This window comes from Rhodococcus pseudokoreensis (assembly GCF_017068395.1).
Lineage (GTDB): Bacteria > Actinomycetota > Actinomycetes > Mycobacteriales > Mycobacteriaceae > Rhodococcus_F > Rhodococcus_F pseudokoreensis.
In genome coordinates this window covers 4,811,732-4,829,033 of the sequence record NZ_CP070619.1, presented here as the reverse complement: position 1 = coordinate 4,829,033, position 17,302 = coordinate 4,811,732, and the positions used below count along the sequence as shown (strand labels likewise).

Sequence of the window (17,302 nt, the reverse complement as noted above, 5' to 3'; positions counted from 1 at the left end):
CACATGTACCGGCGGCTTTCCACGATTCCCGCTGCGACGGCAGCCCTCACCACCGCATTCTGTTTGACGGCCTGCACCGCGACCCCGGACGATTCCTCACAAAACGCCGATCAGACAGCCACTCGCAGCGAGACGGCCCCGATCACGCTCACCCTGATGCGCCACGCCGAGTCTGCAGGCAACGCTTCCGGACTCATCGACACCTCGGTTCCCGGGCCCGGAATCACCGAGAAGGGCAGACAGGAGGCACAGGCCGCCGCCGACAGATTCTCCGGCCAGGACTTCGACGGTGTGTACGCGTCCTCGATGGTACGCACGCAGGAAACCGCCGAGTACATGGCCCACGACGTGAGCGAGCCCGTCGAGGTGCTCCCCGGTCTCCGAGAAATCGAAGCCGGCCAATACGAGGGCGAGCCGGAAGCCACAGCTCAAAGTACCTATCTCGCAACCCCGGTCAGTTGGTTGCAGGGCCACCGCGACGATCGGATTCCCGGCTCGATCGACGGCAACGACTTCGATCAGCGTTTCGACGACGCCGTGGAGCAGATATTCGACAGCGGGGACACACACCCCATCGCGTTTGCCCACGGCGGCTCGATCATGATCTGGACGTTGATGAACGTGAACAACCCCGATCCCAGCTTGCTGAAGACCAATCCTCTTCGCAATACCGGGTACGTCGTCATCACCGGGACCCCGGACACCGGATGGACCCTGGTGGACTGGAACGGTACGCCGATCGCTCACTGATCCCGCGAGTGCACGACAAGATGGGTGGGCCATGCCGTGTCGGCAAGGCCCACCCATCTCGGGTCGGATCTACACGCGCGCCGCTTGCTCCGTGCGCACCGGCGTGACGGAGACCGGCTTGCGCCAGCGAGCCGCCGCGATCACGATGAGGAGAACACCCAGGACGGCAAGCCCGAGGGGAAGCCATACGCCCAGGACCGACAGCAACGAGCCGTTCTTCGACAAGTCGCCCGCCAATGCAGTGATTTCACTGTCCGCGGTGTGCAACTTCACCGTCGAGAGCGGAAGCACGGGAACATCCTCGCCGTTGACCGGGACGGTCACATACATGCTCTGCGTCTGATTCACATCCAGAGGTGCGCCGAATCGCTGGTCCACTGCCAAAGTCGCGACGTTGGCGCTGCCGAACCCGAGGTCGAGAACTTCGGGCAGGTTGGCGAGATTGTCCTGCAGGACTGCGCGGGATTCGTCGGGGACAACGCCCGCCTGCAGAAGGCCGGCGACGACGGCCTTGGGGAACTGCGACGGGAAGTCCTTGAACTGCGCCAGTACCGCCGGGCTCGCAATGGGACCGGACGCGTTGACCTCGTAGTTGTTCACCTCACGCCCCTCGAGAGTTCCCGAATCGACGAAGGTCGCTGCCTGCCCGGACCGAGTGACGGCGTCGTACAGGAGGTTACCGTCCTTCGCGGGCTCCATCGGGAAGCTGAACGCGATGCCCTCGTGGTCCTCGAATGTGGCCTTGTCGTCCGCAGGCACCAGGGTCTCCTTCTGCTCGTCGGTGAGCGGGACCGGTGCGTAGTCCACGCGACTGACGGCGTAGCTGTGCACGTCCTTCTGCGTCGACCCGTCGGGCAGGGTGATGGTGGTGTTGCTGGTGACGATGGCGGTGTCACCGTCTGTCGCATCCACCGACAGGGATCGGTCGGCGGTGATCGGCATCTCGGGGGTGATCAGATTCGCGAGGTCGTTGGCCGCAAACGCCTGTGGGTTCAGTGCACTCATCGTCCCCTCGTACTTCTGGCTCTGGCTCAGATCGGCCGGAAGCTTCGTCAGTGAGGGGAGAGCAACGAATCTGATCACGCCGGCCGCTACGACGAGCGCCAGGCCGACCACTAACAGCACTATCGATGACCTGCGGATTGACATGCAGAACTCCTCGTGTGGGTGAGCGAAATACGATCGAGACAGCACCGCGAAATCGGGGGGATCCGATTACCGCCGGTGGGTACCGACCCGGATGGTCTGCATCCGTGGGCCCGACTCGACCAGGCGAATTGTGACGCCAGTCACCCACCATAGTCGGTTTATGGACTATTTGTAAGTAGACTTTGCAGGCGAATTGCGGATTCGGACCACGGAGCCCACACCCAGTCTACCGACAAAGCCTCGACAGGTTGATGATCGAACACGTACGGTGCGTACTCCGAGACACATTGCGGTACCGCATGTCCCGACCAATGTGATCAGATCGAATCTCGAGAGTGGCATTCCGATGTGCCACACACACCCGCGGCCTCACCCCACCGAAGGGATTCAAGTGACAAGACAGAACCTGCACTCGCGGAAACAGGCATCGATCGCAATCCTGGCGACCACCGCAACCGTGTGGACGCTCTCGATGACAGCAGCGGCCGCCGCCCCTGCGGCCGGGTTCGTGGAATACCCGGATCCGTTGCACGCGCCGTGTGAGGGCATCTATCACGCATCGAGCGGTCGGATCTATATCGAAGAGATCGTCGATCCGGGGCCGAACGGGAACGTCGGAAGTCTTGGCGTCCTCGATCCGGCGACGGGTGCCATCGATCGCTACCCGCTTCCCGTCCCCGGAACGACCGCCGGCGGCGCCGCATTCGGGCCCGACGGGAACCTCTGGTTCACCTACTTCGGCACCTCCAGCGGGGTGGCCTTCCTCGATCCCGACACCAAGGAGTACAGGACCTTCCCCACTTCCGATCCGACTGCGACACCGACAGATATCTGGCCTGGGCCGGACAATGCGATGTACTTCCCCGAGTCGATCGCACAGAAGCTGGGACGAATCGATTTAGCAACGCACCAGATCAGCGAAATACCGATTCCCGGCGGCGGGTTGAATGTTCCCACCACGATCATCATGCCTGGAGCCGGAAAAAAGATGATGTTCTCCGCGGCCCTTGCCAACCGGATCGTCGAGTACGACACGGCAACTGGAGAATTCACGCAGCACGACGTGCCCACGCCCGGTGCGGTGCCGCAGGGGCTGACGCTGGGCCCTGATGGCGCCATTTGGTTCAGCGAGACGCTGGGAGCGAAGATCGGTCGAATCGATCCCGTGTCCGGTGAGATCACCGAGTACCCGATTGCAACCCCCGAGGTACCGATCCCCTCCATGGGCCCGCTCGTTCTGGGTTCGGACGGCAATCTGTGGTCCGCGAATGGCGGCTTCACGGGAGGAAGCACAATCGGACGGTTCAACACCACAACTCACCGCATCGACTACTTCGATCTTCCCCGTCCAGTATCCGGGCCGTGCGACATCGATTCGGCCGCTGCAGCAGCCGGGAAGCTCGTCATAGGGCAAACGACAGGCGGGGCGGTCGCGATCGCCGAGATCGACGATCTGAACGCGATCAAGTAGACCGTCCACGGACCAGATGCTCTCGGCAACCGTGACACCGGGTGTCCCGCCCATGCCGGCCGGGAATCACTCGATGCCACGGTTGCCGACGCAGCTAGGTGGTCGGCAGTTCCTCAGCCCCGCTGCGCGGCTTGGAGGAATCGCACCGTGGCTTCCGACAGACCACCGTCGACGTACAGCACCTGCCCCGTTACGTACCGGGCGTCCTTCGACGCGAAGAAGGACACCACGTCCGCGATATCTTCGGGCGCGGCCCTGCGGCCCAGCGGCACCAGCGCATTGAACCGTTCCTCACGGGCGGGGTCGGCCGTCGCAGCTGCAGCCCCTTCCGTGGCCACTCCGCCGGGAGCCACGGCGTTGAATCGCACACCGGACTGGGCGAATTCCACCGCACAGAGCTTGGTCAACGACACCACGGCTGCCTTCGACGGTGAGTAGGCGCCGGTCCCCGGTGTCGGCACCTTCGCCGCCATCGACGCGATGTTGACCACCGAGCCGCCGGACGCCGTCAATTGGGGAAGCAGTTGCTGAGTGAGGAGCAGCGGGCCCACCACGTTGACGTCCATCACGCGGCGGAACTGCGCGATGTCGACATCCGCCAGCGACGCTGCGGGGAAGATGCCGGCGTTGTTCACCAGCACATCGAGCTCGTCCACGGTCGCCGCGAGCTCGTGCACTGCGTCCGGGTCCGATATGTCGCACGCCGCCGCTCGACCACCGACGTCCGCGGCCGTCGCCTTCGCCGTCTCTGCATCCAGATCGACGACGATGACGGAGTATCCGTCTTCGGTCAATCGTCGCGCGATCGCGCGTCCGATGCCCTGCCCCGCGCCCGTGACCAACGCTGTACTCACTCGCCACACCTCTCTGAAGAAAATGGTCAGCTCGTCGCGAACGAGCCGTCCGCAACAACAGTCTATTGATAGATAGTGCATTGCGCGACTATTGCGCTTATGCCAGTCTGACACTCCGGCACCCCCGTGGCAATGGCCGCGGAGACAATTGCCGGCGACTCGCTCGACGGTCGGCACGATAAACCTTTACGACATCGTTGATCTGAGTTCTACTGGAACCACCCACTACGAGAGGTGACCGGATGATCACCCCATTGAGCCCACAGGCCGCCGAGACGTGGCAACTCCTCGCAGATCGCGCGGCCGCAGAGCAGAACCCGCGGCTACGCGCGAATCTGGAGGTCGTGGCACGGCATGTGGAGGCCGAAGTTCGAGGCGATGTGCCCACACTGATGGCGACCCTTGTGGCAGAACCGCGGTATCAGGTCTGGGGCGCCTCGGCGAGCGTGGGACCGCAGGGTTATGACGAGGTGGCGAACTTCTACCGGGCGGCGATCGAGATCGGGAAGAACCGGCTCGAGTTCGAGATTTCCCGGGTCATGGTGGACGACGACACAGTCCTCACCGAGGGCATCTTCCGCCACGCATATTCGGGCGCCATGCTGACCGCTCGTGGCCACGACGGTCTACAGGACGATGCGAGCACGTGGTTTCTCGTGGAGTACCAGGCGCTGATCGTCTGGCCGATCAGCGCTGACGGGCTGATCCTGGGTGAAGACATGTATGCAGGCGAAGCGCCCCGAATCGTGCGGCCGCTCGGCGCGGGCGAACTCGATCACCTCGGCCCCGTCGACCGCGCCTGAGCCCTCGCGGCCGCCCGAGGCACACCTTCGACAACTGCTCTGGTGAGACGACTCACACTACGATACGATAATCGTCAAATAGACAATTAGCGACGCCGGATGCGTCCGGCATTCGAAGGACGAGTTGCCGGTCCGCGGTGCGGCGCACCGTGATTCCGGTAGATACCGACTCGGCGCACACTCATGGCTTCGACGCCTGCAACCCCCAGGAGTTCGGCGCAGCCGCATCGGCGGCAGAACCCGAGCACGCCGCTGACAGCACGACATCCCGCATTTGGCGTGCAGCCTGTGCGGAGCCCCGTCGCGCGAAAGGAAGACCATGCTCAGCCCGTACGACGAACTTCCCGTCCACCAGACGTCCCACCCGCTGTCCGTAGTGTCCAACACGGACCCCGGATTCGACGACGGTTACTTCTTCAGTGTGTTCTCCGCCGACAAGGGGATCGTCTGCTTCCAGGGTCTGCGAATCAATCCCAACACCGACATCGTCGGTGGATACGTCGGCTTCATTCGCAATGGAGTGCAAAGGACCGTCCGGTTCAGCCGGACCTGGCGCGAACTGTGCGACACCGCCGTAGGCCCTTATCGCATCGAGGTCGTCGAGCCCTACCGCGACATTCGTCTCATCCTCGACGACAACCCCTCCGGCATCCGATTCGACCTGCATTGGCTGGGTACCTCGCCGGCGTACGAGGAGGCGCACCATCTGGCAACCAATCGCGGGCGGCCGACCACGGACCAGACGAGATACTCGCAGGCAGGAACGGCGCGAGGATGGATCGACATCGACGGTGAGCGAATCGACGTGGACCCGGCGCATTGGTACGGCAGTCGGGACCATTCCTGGGGGCTTTACCACGAGCGTCCCCCGCTTGCACCGAACCCGCGGTTCCTTCCACCACGGGAGGCGGAGGGCATCTCTCGCGCCCTGCGATTCTGGACCCTGTTCGGTTCGGATGAGCTGTCGGGGTTCTACGCCATCCACGAATCACCCGACGGCAAGCAGGTACCGATGAACGACACATTCGGCACTCCCTTCGAAGGCAGGCTTCACATCGGATGGGACAAGGAGACCGTCGATCTAGTTGGTGGCTCACACGAACTCGAACTCGTACCCGGCACGAAGCTGTTGCGAGCCGGGACGGTCACCCTGCACGATGCCGACGGAGGGAAGTGGGTGCAGCACGTCGAGCCGGTGTCACCGCCATGGGTCACCGCCACCATCGGTTACCAGGCCGGCAGCTGGAAGGACGGCGGGTCGATGCGCACCTACCACGGTCCCGGGGTCAGTGTGGAGTGGGACGAATTCGATTTCGCGAAGCAACCTTTCGATCACACGATGTATGACGGCACCGTCTACCGCAATCTGCACGGCAAGGAATACCTGTCTCGGGTGACCACGATCGCCCCCGATGGTCGCCGATGGGTCGGCGCCGGGCATACCGAATTGTTCCTCGACGGCCCCTTCTCCCCGTACGGGTTGCAGTGATGGCACAACTCGGGGAAATCGACTTCGTCGAGCGGTGGTTCCGCGAACGACTCGCCAAGATCGATCCGCAGGCGACCGATATTCGAATCGACTCGGTCGAGCGGCTTTCGCGGGGTGTGTCGCGCGAAACATGGTCGGCGGCCGGCACCGTATGCACTGCCGGAGTATGGACACCGCGGCAGTTCATCGTCCGGCGCGACCACGCCAGTGGGAGTGTCATCCCGACCCCGCTGCAGACCGAGTACGACGTCTACCGGCTTCTGCGTGATTCGGAAATTCCCACGTCAACGGCGCTGTGGTTCGAAGACGACGCCGAGTGGTGCCCGGACGCGAGACCTGCGTACGTTCGCTCGCACGTCTCCGGCGACTGGAGGCTACCCTTCATCGGCAACACCGACGAGGCCTACGACGACGTCCGAATTGCCGCGTCGAAGGAACATCTCGACAAGCTCGCACTCGTGCACACCGCCGACTGGAAAGGTCTCGGGTTCGGCGACATCTTCGCGGTACCGGCCTCTCCGGCGGATTGCGCGGAGAACCTGATTCGCGCAAACCTGGCTCAGCTGGCTCAATTTCAGTTCGAGCCGAGCCCGGCGCTTGCCGAAGGCGTCGCTCGCCTTCTACAGGTGGCGCCGAAGGACTGCCCGCACATCACGCTGTGCAAGGGAACCAACGGTCACGGCGAGGAGGTCTGGTCGGACGGGCGCATCGTGGCGATGTCCGACTGGGAACTCGCCGCGCTCGGTGATCCGGCGTACGACTTCGCCCAGATTCAGGAAATGATCCCCGAAATCGAACGGCACGGACGGCGCCTCTGGGGTCTTCCCGAGGCGCTGGCCTACTACCACGCCCGCACCGGCATCGAGGTCACCGTCGAGCGGATCGATTATTACCGAGACCTGTACGGGCTGCTGCAGTTTCTGTACACACACCACGCGGCCGCCCAGGTCCGACGTCAACAGCGGCCCCCGTTGCGGTTCGTGTGGAACGCCGCCGAGATCGGATTCCACAGTGAAGTGCGTTTGGCCGCCACGTTCGGCAGCGCGCCCGGAAAAGTGAGGTCTTCGCAATGATCTATCCCACCACGGATGTGGTTCTCGCCTCGATCATCGACGCCGTCGAGACCGACATCGCTCCGCACGTGCACGACGAGTACGCCGCGAGTGTGTGCAAGACCGTGGCCCAGATGCTGCGCTCGGTGCGAGTTCGCGCATCCGAAGAAATTCCGGCCCTCCACGCCGGCAACGACGAGTTGCGCAGGATCCTCGCGACGGCCCTGGACCGACAGGATCAGCCCGCAGACGTCCACGCATCCCTCACCGCAGCGCTCGACCAATCCCCCGCACCGCGTCACCCCGACCTGGCGGAGCTTCAGGACGATGCGATCCGCATTCGCGCCGCATTGACCGCCGTCATCGACGCCATACCCGATGAATCACACCCCACCCGTCAGGCGGCGCGAAAATACGTGCGGCACCAACTCGAGCGCGAACAACGCTGGCAGCAGGACGCATTCACTGGCCCGCGACGGTAGCGCAGGGCTCCGAGGTCAGCCACCGGCTGTGAGCAACTGCCGGATCCGGGCAACCTCGGCACCCCGCCCGATCGACTCGACGAAGTCGTCGAAGGATCCGTGATCGCCGCGGAACGCGTCGAGGAACCCGAGCATTACCTCGGGCGGCGTGTACACCATCGATTCTTCGTCTTTGACGATCGTGGCCATTCCCGCGTCGGTGGCGAGAAGGGTCAACACCGCCGCGATCATCTCGCTGCCCTCGGCAAACATGGCACGGTACGCGTCGATCATCGGTTCAGGGGTACGCCATCCCTCCGACTGGGATCTCGTCGGCAGGGTCTCCCACGCCACGAGCGGCATTGCGTACGTTTCCGGGCCCCTTTGTACCACGAGCACATACCTTGCTGATCCACCTCTTTGGGGGTGCGCAAGTCGATGATCGTCCTCAGGCCGATATCGGACAGCTGACGCTGATCGCACCCGACACCATGCTGATACGGCTCCTGACCGTCGAATTACGGGTTCCGGAAATTCGGGACTTGCTTCTTCATCCTGGCGCGGCCGGCGACCCGCGCCTCCTGGCCTTTGAAGCTGACCGACTGGCCCAGCGCCTCCCGGTCGATCGCCTGTCGAAACGACGACTCCGTCGACACATTGACCAGGCTTTTCATCATCGCCAGCGCTGATGTCGGCCCGTCCGCCAATGTTTGCGCCCAGTCCTGGACGAAGTCATCGAGTTCGATGGCGGGTACTGCGCGATTGGCGATCCCGATCTCCGCGGCTTCCTTGCCGGACAGCTGGCGCCCGAAGAACAGGAGCTCCTTCGTCTTCGCGACTCCGATGAGGCGAGGCAGGGACCACGATGCCCCGCCGTCGGCAGAGATTCCGAGATTGGCGAAGGTCTCGCCGAAGACGGCATCGTCTGCCGCCACGACGAGGTCACAACACAGCGCGAAATTGCATCCGAACCCGATGGCGGGTCCGGCAACCTTCGCGACGGTGGGTCGCGGCAGGTCATGGAGGAGCGTGCACAACTGACCCACCCGGCGCATGAAGGACAGTTCGTCCGGCAACAGCGGTGCCCCGAGGTCCATGCCGGAGCAAAACGCGCCACCGGCTCCGGTGACCACGACCGCACGGTCGTCGGGCGTTCGGGCGATCTCCTCCAGAGCCGAGATCGCCTCTTCCACGAGCTCACCGGTGAGCGCGTTCTTGCGCTGCGGACGGTTCAGTGTGAGCGTCACGACCCCCTCGGAGCGGGCGACCAGAACGTCAGACACGCCTCTCTCCCAACCCGGACAACCGAGCTACCCGCTCTCGGTGCTCATCCGCGGTGCCGAGGTACAGTTCGCCGAATTTCGCCCGGCGATAGTACAGGTGTGCGTCGTGCTCCCACGTGAACCCGATCCCACCGAAGACGTGCAGCGTTTCCTCGGCGATGTGCATGAATGCGTCGGCGCACACCGACTTCGACACGCTCGCCGCAATCGCAAATGCGGTCGCATTCTCGGGCCCGGGGCTGTGCAGCCACTTCTCCGCCGCTGATGCTGCGGCATCAGCGGCGGACCGGGCCATCTCCAGCTCGAGCAGCACGTCGACGAGCGTGTGCTTGATGGCCTGGAAGCTGCCGATCTTGCGATCGAACTGCACGCGTTGCTTCACATAGGCAACGGCCTGGTCGAGGCACTGCTGGCCCGCCCCCACCAGCTCCGCTGAGAGCAGGGTGACGGCCAGGTCGAGTCCACCGGCGACGGCCTGCGACGCAGCGTCACCGACGGCCAGGAGTGTCGCCGGAGTATCCTCGAATTCGACGACGCCGAGTGGGCGCACCAGATCGAGCGACTCCAGCGTCCGCCTCTGCAGCCCCGAAACGTCGGCGTTCACCGCGAAAAGGCCTGTTCCGGTGGGAGTAGCGGCGGTGACGAGAATGATGTCGGCGGCCGCGGCATCGACGACGAAGCCCTTGGCTCCGGTGAGGTGCCATTCTCCGTTCTTCTCCGTGGCTGCGGTCGAGCGGGGAGGCAGGAACCATCCGGAGTCGATCTCGTGGAACGCCACCGTCGCGACAACCGCCCCGTCGGCGACCTTCTGCAGCAGCCGTTGGGCGTCTGGTGCATCGCCGCACCCCAGCAGGATCGCCGAGGCCAGTCCCACTGTGGAGAACAGCGGCACCGGGGACAACGCACGGCCCGCCTCCTCGAAAACCGCGGCAGCGTCGGCGACCTGTGCGCCGGCGCCGCCGAGATCCTCCGCAACCAGCAGACCGGCGACGCCGACTTCTTCGGCGAGCGTTCGCCACAGACCCAGGTCGCAACCGTCCCCCGACTCCGCGGTCGATTCCAGCCACCCGCGAACATCCCGGTGTCGTGCGATGACGCTGCGGACGGCGGACCGCAGCTGCTCACGCTCTTCGAACATCACGTCAGACATGAGAGCGAATGCTTTCGCCTGCTCGTGCCCGGATCGCGACCGGCGACTTCGGTATGGTGCGGCTCGGCAGCGCCACGACAGCGGTTCCCGGCATCACGTTGTCTCCCCGCTGGTTTCGGGCGTACGTATCGAGTTCGACGATGTACTCGCCGTCTTCGTCGACGCGTTTTCCCGTCACCGTCCCGCCGAGTTCGATGACGTCGCCGAGGTAGACGAACCCTCGGTATTCCGCGGTCACGTGCTTGACCCAAGCGTTGTCGCCGCACCAGTGCGTGAGCGCCAGGATCTGCCAGCATTGACGCTGGAATCCGACGTCGTACTGGTACGCGACACCCATCGCGTTCGCCGCGGCCTGGTTGTAATGAACCGAGTAGATCGGCTCACGTGCCTTGGTCACCGGATCACGGAACGCCCACGCAGGGTGCGCCGCATAGTCGTGCGCCGCTGATGCGTTCGCCTTCAGCCGCGGAATGGGTGCGCCGCCACCGGCCACGAACGCGACCTCGTCGGTGAGCCCGATCGGGCCCTTCGTCATGGTCGAGACCGCATCACCGATCGTGACGTCCTCCCACCACAGAGGATTCTCACCCCGCGGCCTTTCCGCCACCACTCGGCGTTCGACGTCTTCGATCTCCTCGACGGTCCACCGGTGGGGTACCTGGATGTCGCGCTTCTTGCTCTTGCTCCGCGCGGCGCCCCGTTCGTAATTGACAACCTGCCAGCGGATTTCGGCGACATCCTGGCCCAACTGGTTGACATAGGTGTTGGTGAAGGAGTCGGTGACCATCTTGCCGGCGAAGTTGCTGGGCCGCGGGCCGGTGAATCCGTCGTAGCGGCAGGTGGAACTGATCTTGTCGTTCCAATAGATAGGTGCGGCGAGGTCCATCTGGGTCGCGCAGTGGAAGGCGCCGAGGCCCGGCCAGCCGAACTGGATTCCCGAGAAACAGCCGATCGAGAACGAGGGCGGAGCAACCGGAGCGCCGTAGTCGGAGCGCCGTCCGTGGTCCGCGTCCGTCCAGAGGGGGTTGACGTCCCCGATGCCGCCGGCGAACTTCGCCACCGCGATGCGGGTTGCCTCCTCGTTGTTCACCGAATGATCGATCCGCAACTGCGCGCCGATCTTCGCGGTCATCGAGGCGATCATCGCGTCGTCGATGACCGCTTCGGGCATCCGAGCCTCTTCCGTCTCCGGTGCAGACTGGATGGCGCCGGCGGTCACTTCTTACCTGCGTTCGGGTTCGCGGTCCACTTCTGGCCCGACGGGATTCCGGCGTCCTGTACGGCCTTGGCCAGATCGGAGACGGTCCAACGCCCTTCCGTCTGCAGCTTCCAGGCGGGATCCTTCTCCCACGGCTTGATCCGTTGCACGCGGCTGCCACCGACGAGGAAGACCTCGCCCGTCAGTTCGGATTCCGGCGACGCCAGGAAGACGACGAACGGGGAGACATTCGCGGGGTCCCACCGATCGAACTTTCCGTCGTCCGAGGACAGCGCATCACCGAAGGCGCTGACTGTCAGGCGCGTACGCGCCTGGGGGAGGATGGCGTTGACCCGAACTCCGTACCGCTCCAACTCTTTCGCGCTGACCTGCGTCAGGGATGCGATGGCGGCCTTGGCGGCGGCGTAGTTCGCCTGCCCCGGATTGCCGAAGACCCCCGACTCACTGGAGGTGTTGATCACCGAGCCGTTGACCGACCGTCCCGCCTTGCTCTCTTCGCGCCAGTACCGCGCGGCAGCGCGGGTGACCAGGAACGTTCCGCGGAGGTTGACCCGCACCACGAGATCCCAGTCGTCGTCGTCGATGTTGACGAGAACCCGGTCGCGCAGGATGCCGGCGTTGTTGATGACGACGTCGAGGCGGCCGAACGAGTCGATGGCGGTGTCGATGATCCGCTGGGCACCGGCCGCATCGGCGACGTCGTCACCGTTCGCGACGGCCTCTCCGCCATTCGCGCGGATCTCGGCTGCGACCTCCTCAGCGGGGGTCGACGCCGCGCCGGTACCGTCCTGTCCGCCGCCGAGGTCGTTGACGACGACCTTGGCGCCCTCTGCCGCCAGCAGCAGTGCATGTTCACGGCCGATTCCTCGACCTGCGCCCGTCACGATTGCGACGGAATTGTTCAAGCTTCCCATGTGAAACTCCTCGAGTGTGTATGGATGCCGGGGCCCGCCCGCAGGCCGGCCACGGCGCCGAATGGGCAGTCAGCCCTTGGTCGATGTGCTCGTCGCCGGGGCCGGTTCCTTCGGCAATCCCAGGACTCGCTCTGCAATGATGTTCCGCTGGATCTCGTCCGTTCCTCCACCGAGTCGGAATCCCGGTACCCCCAGCACGAACTCGGACCAGGAGTACGTTCCCCACTCGCCGGTATCGGCGAGCAGTTTCGGTCCCAGCGCCTGGCTCACGAGATGGGCGAGTGCGGCCAAGTTTCGAGTGAGCGCCAGCTTCGACAGAGACATCTCGGGTCCGGGTAGCTGACCGGCCTTCGCAGCGGCCTCCGCACGCGCTCTCATCGCCTTCGCCGCGGCAACGCCGGAATAGACCTTGGCGTATGCCTGACGGATCGACGGATCGAATTGTGCCCCCAGCTGGACGAGCATTCCGGCGAGGCGGTTCATGTCGAACAGCCCGCTTCCGCCGCCCGCGGATCCTCCGATGGCGCCGCGTTCGTGCATGAGCGTCGCGAGAGCAACCTGCCACCCCGCGTCGACCTCGCCGAGCCTGTACGCGTCGTCGACACGAACGTTCTCGAGAAAAACCTCGTTGAAGTCGGCACCACCGGTCATCTGCCGGAGCGGACGTACTTCGACGCCGGGTGCGCGCATGTCGATCACGAATGCAGTCAGGTTCTGGTGGCGGGGGGCCGGTGACGTCCTGGCAAGGAGCAGACCCACATCCGAGTAGTGCGCCCCAGAGGTCCACACCTTCTGTCCGCTGATGATCCAATGGTCGTCGACCCGGGTGGCCTTCGTCTTGACAGCCGCCAGATCCGACCCTGCAGCGGGTTCGCTGAAGAGCTGGCAGCCCACCGCGTCACCCCGGTAGAGGGCCTTCAGCCACCGCTCCTTGGCGGTGTCGGAGCCGAATTGGTCGAGAGTGGGTCCGACCATGCCGAGGCTGACTCCGAGCGGTGAGCGCGACGGCGTCTCGTAGTTCCGCTCGATCTGCAGGTATGCCTTCTCGTACTTCGACGGCAGTCCGCGACCGCCCCATTCTCGTGGACCGCGGATCCATCCGAAGCCGGCGTCGAAGACCGTACGCCGCCACTCACATGCCTCCTCGGCGTCCTCGGCCGTCGCGCCCCGGAAGAGGCTGAACGTGTCGTCGCCCTCACCCCAGGACTCGGCGGTGCGCGGTCGCCGCGGCTGCGCGGCACCGTCGAGGAACTCCTTCGCGGCGGCCCGGAAGTCGTCGAGCGAGGGGATGTCGGTGTCGCCGCCGACGGTTCCGGTTGTCTCGATCGTCTGCATGCCGCTCACATCAGTTCCTCGACACTGCGGACGATCTTCGCCACCGTCGGATAGCCGGACAGCGCGGACGAGAACGGGACGGGCGAGTAGTCACTGCCCACGCGCTGCACGGGTGCCACCAGTTCGTTGAAGAGCTCTTCGTGGATCCGTGAGCTGATCTCGGCGCCCGGGCCACAGAATTGGGTTGCCTCGTGCACCACGACCGCACGGCGCGTCCGCTCCACCGAGGACAGGATGGTGTCGAAGTCGAGGGGAACAAGGGTCCGCAGGTCGATGACCTCAGCCTCGATGCCCTTGGCCGCAAGTTCCTCGGCTGCCTGTGCGACCACGGGTACCTGCGGTCCGTAGGTGATGAGGGTGACGTCTCGTCCGGGGCGCAGCACGTTCGCCTGTCCGAGCGGGATGCTGTAATGCCCGGTCGGCACGTCTTCCTTCTTGCTGTACGCGAGCGAGATGTGCTCGATGTACAGGCACGGGTCTTCCGATTCGAGGCAGGCCGCGAGCAGGCCCTTCGCATCTGCGGGCGAGGACGGCATCACCACGTTGATTCCGGGGGTGTGCATGAACCAGGCCTCGAGCGACTGGGCGTGCTGAGCGCCGAACCGGCTGCTGCCCACGACCGTTCGGACGGTGATCGGCGTCGGCGTGGCTCCGCCCGTCATGTACCGGAACTTCGCGGCGTGATTGACCACCTGGTCCATGCAGACTGCGATGAAGTCGAAGAACATGATTTCGGCGACGGCCCGGTACCCGCCGAGCGCGAGTCCGACCGCGGTACCGACGATCGCTTGTTCCGCGATCGGTGTCGACCGGACGCGCTCGACGCCGTACTTGGTCGAGAGTCCCTTGCTGACCTTGAATACGCCGCCGGTGGGCTCGGCGATGTCCTCACCGAGGAGGATGATCTTCTCGTCGGCGGCCATCGCCACGTCGAGGGCGGAGTTCATTGCTGCCGCCGATGTCATCACGGCGGTCTCGGTGCTGCGTTCGATGGTGGTCACTTCACACTCCGTACCCAGGTGTCGTCGGCAAAAACGTCGGTGAACAACTCGTCCTCGCCGGGGAGCGGGCTGTTCTCCGCGAACTGGAAGGCGTCCGCGACGTAGGCTTCTGCCTCCCGGTCCAGCTCGTCGATTCGCTCGCCGGTCGTCAACCCCTGATCGATCAGCCACGAGCGGAATGTCGGGGCCGGGTCGCGCTTCATGGCAGCCTCCAGTTCGTTCCGGGGGACGTACGAGAAGTCGGCGGTTCCACTGTGTCCTGTCAGCCGGTAGGTGACGCATTCGAGGAAGGTGGGGCCCTCGTTTCGGCGCGCCCGCTCGACGGCGGTTTCGATGGCGTGCAGCGTCGCGAGCGGGTCGAAACCGTCGACACGTTCGGCGTGGATCGAATACGCGGCTGCTCGTTTCGCCAGTTCGACGGAGGGCGCGTACTCGGCGATCGGGGTGTGCTCACCCCATTGGTTGTTCTGGCAGACAAAGACGATCGGGAGCTTCCACAGAGCGGCGAAGTTCATCGCCTCGTGGTACGCGCCGATGGACGTGGCTGCGTCACCGAAAGTGACGACGGTGGCCGCACCGCTCCCGTCGAGCTGATTGGCCAGCGCCAAACCCACTGCGATCGGGAGTCCCGAGCCGACAATGCCGGTGGTCGCGATGAATCCGACCGCGGTGTCGTGGAGGTGCATCGGGCCGCCCTTGCCCTTCGACGTCCCGTCGACCCGGCCGTACAGCTCGGCCATGATCGATCGGAGGGTGACGCCCTTGGCGAGAGCATCGCCGAGGTTGCGGTACGTCGAGACCAATCGGTCCTGCGGGGTCAGTGCCGCGCCGATCGCCGCACACACCGCTTCCATTCCCCGCACGGGGTAGAAGGCAGCCTGGAGTCTGCCGGCCTTCGCCTCCTCCGTCGAGCGCTTGTCGGCGAGGGTCGTGGTGACCATCAAGCGGTACATCTGTTCGAGCACAGCGGTATCCGGTACTGATCCGGCGTCCGTGGTCGTCGTGTGCGACAGCGTCTGTTCTGACATGTCGACCTCTCCGTCGTGTGTGATCACGCCTACCTACCGATCTGCTTGCGGTACAGGTCGTAGAAGTGGCGGATCTTGGTTTCCTGATACGCGCCGAACGTCACTCCCGGTTTGTTCTCCACGAGAGTGTGCAGCCCCTTCTGGACCCAGCCGACGTTGTATTCGTCCTGGAAGAACACCCGCGCCAGCGTCCCCAGTTCGTCAGCGTCGACGAAGGTCTCGTCCAATCCCATTCTGCGGACCTTCGCCGGCGCCGGGCGTTCTCCCTGGAAGGGAGACAGAATGAGGCATTCCATGATGCAGGTTTCGGGGTCGTCGCCGTTGGGCTTGAACCGGTAGCACGTTCGGTTGTAGGCACCCCAGGGGTGGAAGTTCGGGTACACCGTGTAGAAGAAGGTGTCGACACATTCGGAGTCCGACAGGCTCTGCGCCTTGTCTCCCAGGATGCCGGCCATGGCTTTGCGGGTCGCGTCGGCGATCACGGTGCGAGCACGGACGTCGTCGGGCAGCGTCTTGATCGGCGCGTCCTCGAGACCGAGGCCCATCATCGAATCGAAGATCTCTTGCTCGGTCGGCTGCACGGTGAGGTGCGGGCTCGGGGTTCCCCGCGGTGTGACCGCGCGACTGACGTTGTCCCAGTAGTCGTATTGAGAGTTGGCGTCGCCGATGCCCTGCAGCAACTGTGGGTGGGTGGTGACGACGTGGAAGGACTCCATGAACGCCTCCTGCGCCACCTTCCAGTTGCACGGCAGGACCTTCTCGACGTGCGCCTGGGTATACCGGTTCTCGAAGTCCCAGCGCGCGCGAACTGCGCCGGGATCTCTCCGAGGTAATCCAGGAGCGATTCTGCGTCACGGTCCATATTGACGAAGACGAATCCGCCCCAGGTGTCCACCAGCACCTCGGGCAGCCCGAACTTGCCGGGTTCGATCTGCGGGAAGTCCCATTGAGCCGGGACATGTTTCAGAGAACCGTCCAGGCCCCAGCAGAACCCGTGGAACTGGCAACGCAGTTCACGCACACTGCCGGGCTCCTCTCGAAGCTGCCGACCCCGGTGAAGACAGGCGTTGTAGTACCCCTTGATCTCGTCGGGCGCAGTGCGGACGAGGAGAATGGAGATGTTCGCGATGTCGTAGATTTCGGTGTCGCCGACGTTCGGAATGAGTTCCTCGCGACAGGCGAACTGCCACGTCTTGCGCCAGATCTTCTCCTTCTCCAGCTCGTGGATCTCCGGCGAGAAGTAGAAGTACGCAGGGATATCTGCGGTTCCCAGATCGTGCGGCGACTCCATGCGGAGGAAGTCGGGCACTTGCTGGGTGTCGGCGTCCAGCAGGTCCTGGTAA

General features: G+C 64.5%; 17 protein-coding genes and 1 pseudogene. 6 read left to right on the top strand and 12 right to left on the bottom strand.

Annotated elements, in window-relative coordinates:
* The first annotated feature begins 3 nt into the window (after window positions 1-3).
* Entirely contained in the window at window positions 4-750 is a 747-nt protein-coding gene (locus JWS13_RS27190) for a histidine phosphatase family protein (RefSeq protein WP_206008429.1), read from the top strand.
* Between the two features lie 69 nt (window positions 751-819).
* Here the strand turns inward: JWS13_RS27190 and JWS13_RS27185 are convergent, their stop codons facing one another.
* On the bottom strand, window positions 820-1,899 hold the full coding sequence (locus JWS13_RS27185) for a porin PorA family protein (protein ID WP_206008428.1): 1,080 nt from the start codon (window positions 1,897-1,899) through the stop codon (window positions 820-822).
* A 193-nt stretch (window positions 1,900-2,092) separates the two neighbouring features.
* Between JWS13_RS27185 and JWS13_RS27180 the strand changes: the two genes are divergently transcribed.
* Window positions 2,093-3,370 (top strand): Vgb family protein, encoded by a 1,278-nt coding sequence (locus JWS13_RS27180; RefSeq protein ID WP_241032325.1) that lies wholly within the window; start codon window positions 2,093-2,095, stop codon window positions 3,368-3,370.
* 113 nt (window positions 3,371-3,483) lie between these two features.
* Here JWS13_RS27180 and JWS13_RS27175 read toward each other — a convergent pair whose 3' ends face one another.
* Window positions 3,484-4,224, bottom strand: coding sequence for an SDR family NAD(P)-dependent oxidoreductase (locus JWS13_RS27175; protein WP_206008427.1), 741 nt, complete (start codon window positions 4,222-4,224; stop codon window positions 3,484-3,486).
* A 242-nt stretch (window positions 4,225-4,466) separates the two neighbouring features.
* On the opposite strand from JWS13_RS27175, the gene JWS13_RS27170 reads away from it, so the two are divergent.
* From JWS13_RS27170 to JWS13_RS27155, 4 genes are all read left to right on the top strand, one after another.
* Window positions 4,467-5,027: a nuclear transport factor 2 family protein gene (locus JWS13_RS27170; RefSeq protein WP_206008426.1), complete on the top strand. Its 561-nt coding sequence runs from the start codon at window positions 4,467-4,469 to the stop codon at window positions 5,025-5,027.
* Between the two features lie 319 nt (window positions 5,028-5,346).
* The gene (locus JWS13_RS27165) at window positions 5,347-6,516 is read left to right on the top strand and encodes an Rv3169 family protein (protein WP_206008425.1); all 1,170 of its coding nucleotides are present in this window, start codon (window positions 5,347-5,349) and stop codon (window positions 6,514-6,516) included.
* On the top strand, window positions 6,516-7,589 hold the full coding sequence (locus JWS13_RS27160; protein ID WP_206008424.1) for a phosphotransferase: 1,074 nt from the start codon (window positions 6,516-6,518) through the stop codon (window positions 7,587-7,589). The genes JWS13_RS27165 and JWS13_RS27160 overlap by 1 nt, the downstream gene beginning before the upstream one ends.
* Entirely contained in the window at window positions 7,586-8,050 is a 465-nt protein-coding gene (locus tag JWS13_RS27155) for a hypothetical protein (protein WP_206008423.1), read from the top strand. The genes JWS13_RS27160 and JWS13_RS27155 overlap by 4 nt, the downstream gene beginning before the upstream one ends.
* 15 nt (window positions 8,051-8,065) lie before the next feature.
* Here the strand turns inward: JWS13_RS27155 and JWS13_RS27150 are convergent, their stop codons facing one another.
* From JWS13_RS27150 to JWS13_RS45585, 10 genes and pseudogenes are all read right to left on the bottom strand, one after another.
* The gene (locus JWS13_RS27150) at window positions 8,066-8,323 is read right to left on the bottom strand and encodes a hypothetical protein (RefSeq protein ID WP_206008422.1); all 258 of its coding nucleotides are present in this window, start codon (window positions 8,321-8,323) and stop codon (window positions 8,066-8,068) included.
* A 224-nt stretch (window positions 8,324-8,547) separates the two neighbouring features.
* The gene (locus JWS13_RS27145; protein WP_206008421.1) at window positions 8,548-9,312 is read right to left on the bottom strand and encodes an enoyl-CoA hydratase/isomerase family protein; all 765 of its coding nucleotides are present in this window, start codon (window positions 9,310-9,312) and stop codon (window positions 8,548-8,550) included.
* Window positions 9,305-10,462: an acyl-CoA dehydrogenase family protein gene (locus tag JWS13_RS27140; RefSeq protein WP_206008420.1), complete on the bottom strand. Its 1,158-nt coding sequence runs from the start codon at window positions 10,460-10,462 to the stop codon at window positions 9,305-9,307. Before JWS13_RS27140 ends, JWS13_RS27145 begins: the two co-directional genes overlap by 8 nt.
* Complete coding sequence (locus JWS13_RS27135) at window positions 10,455-11,633, bottom strand: FAS1-like dehydratase domain-containing protein (RefSeq protein ID WP_241032324.1); 1,179 nt, start codon at window positions 11,631-11,633, stop codon at window positions 10,455-10,457. Before JWS13_RS27135 ends, JWS13_RS27140 begins: the two co-directional genes overlap by 8 nt.
* Window positions 11,634-11,677: 44 nt before the next feature.
* Entirely contained in the window at window positions 11,678-12,595 is a 918-nt protein-coding gene (locus JWS13_RS27130; protein ID WP_206008418.1) for an SDR family oxidoreductase, read from the bottom strand.
* A gap of 69 nt (window positions 12,596-12,664) precedes the next feature.
* Entirely contained in the window at window positions 12,665-13,930 is a 1,266-nt protein-coding gene (locus tag JWS13_RS27125; protein ID WP_241032599.1) for an acyl-CoA dehydrogenase family protein, read from the bottom strand.
* 5 nt (window positions 13,931-13,935) lie between these two features.
* Entirely contained in the window at window positions 13,936-14,931 is a 996-nt protein-coding gene (locus tag JWS13_RS27120) for an alpha-ketoacid dehydrogenase subunit beta (RefSeq protein WP_087560151.1), read from the bottom strand.
* The gene (locus tag JWS13_RS27115) at window positions 14,928-15,959 is read right to left on the bottom strand and encodes a thiamine pyrophosphate-dependent dehydrogenase E1 component subunit alpha (RefSeq protein WP_241032323.1); all 1,032 of its coding nucleotides are present in this window, start codon (window positions 15,957-15,959) and stop codon (window positions 14,928-14,930) included. The genes JWS13_RS27120 and JWS13_RS27115 overlap by 4 nt, the downstream gene beginning before the upstream one ends.
* 29 nt (window positions 15,960-15,988) lie before the next feature.
* Window positions 15,989-16,675: an RHO alpha subunit C-terminal catalytic domain-containing protein gene (locus JWS13_RS45590; protein WP_241032322.1), complete on the bottom strand. Its 687-nt coding sequence runs from the start codon at window positions 16,673-16,675 to the stop codon at window positions 15,989-15,991.
* Window positions 16,676-16,962: 287 nt separating this feature from the next.
* Window positions 16,963-17,250 (bottom strand): annotated as a pseudogene (locus tag JWS13_RS45585) (aromatic ring-hydroxylating oxygenase subunit alpha); the annotation flags it as partial.
* Window positions 17,251-17,302 lie beyond the last annotated feature (52 nt).

Bases quoted from the DNA above. Each gene is read 5' to 3' on its own strand.
- JWS13_RS27190 (WP_206008429.1), top strand. From the start codon at position 4: ATGTACCGGCGGCTTTCCACGATTCCCGCTGCGACGGCAGCCCTCACC.
- JWS13_RS27185 (WP_206008428.1), bottom strand. From the start codon at position 1,899: ATGTCAATCCGCAGGTCATCGATAGTGCTGTTAGTGGTCGGCCTGGCG.
- JWS13_RS27170 (WP_206008426.1), top strand. From the start codon at position 4,467: ATGATCACCCCATTGAGCCCACAGGCCGCCGAGACGTGGCAACTCCTC.
- JWS13_RS27165 (WP_206008425.1), top strand. From the start codon at position 5,347: ATGCTCAGCCCGTACGACGAACTTCCCGTCCACCAGACGTCCCACCCG.
- JWS13_RS27160 (WP_206008424.1), top strand. From the start codon at position 6,516: ATGGCACAACTCGGGGAAATCGACTTCGTCGAGCGGTGGTTCCGCGAA.
- JWS13_RS27155 (WP_206008423.1), top strand. From the start codon at position 7,586: ATGATCTATCCCACCACGGATGTGGTTCTCGCCTCGATCATCGACGCC.
- JWS13_RS27150 (WP_206008422.1), bottom strand. From the start codon at position 8,323: ATGATCGACGCGTACCGTGCCATGTTTGCCGAGGGCAGCGAGATGATC.
- JWS13_RS27140 (WP_206008420.1), bottom strand. From the start codon at position 10,462: ATGTCTGACGTGATGTTCGAAGAGCGTGAGCAGCTGCGGTCCGCCGTC.
- JWS13_RS27135 (WP_241032324.1), bottom strand. From the start codon at position 11,633: ATGCCCGAAGCGGTCATCGACGACGCGATGATCGCCTCGATGACCGCG.
- JWS13_RS27130 (WP_206008418.1), bottom strand. From the start codon at position 12,595: ATGGGAAGCTTGAACAATTCCGTCGCAATCGTGACGGGCGCAGGTCGA.
- JWS13_RS27125 (WP_241032599.1), bottom strand. From the start codon at position 13,930: ATGCAGACGATCGAGACAACCGGAACCGTCGGCGGCGACACCGACATC.
- JWS13_RS27115 (WP_241032323.1), bottom strand. From the start codon at position 15,959: ATGTCAGAACAGACGCTGTCGCACACGACGACCACGGACGCCGGATCA.
- JWS13_RS45590 (WP_241032322.1), bottom strand. From the start codon at position 16,675: ATGGAGTCCTTCCACGTCGTCACCACCCACCCACAGTTGCTGCAGGGC.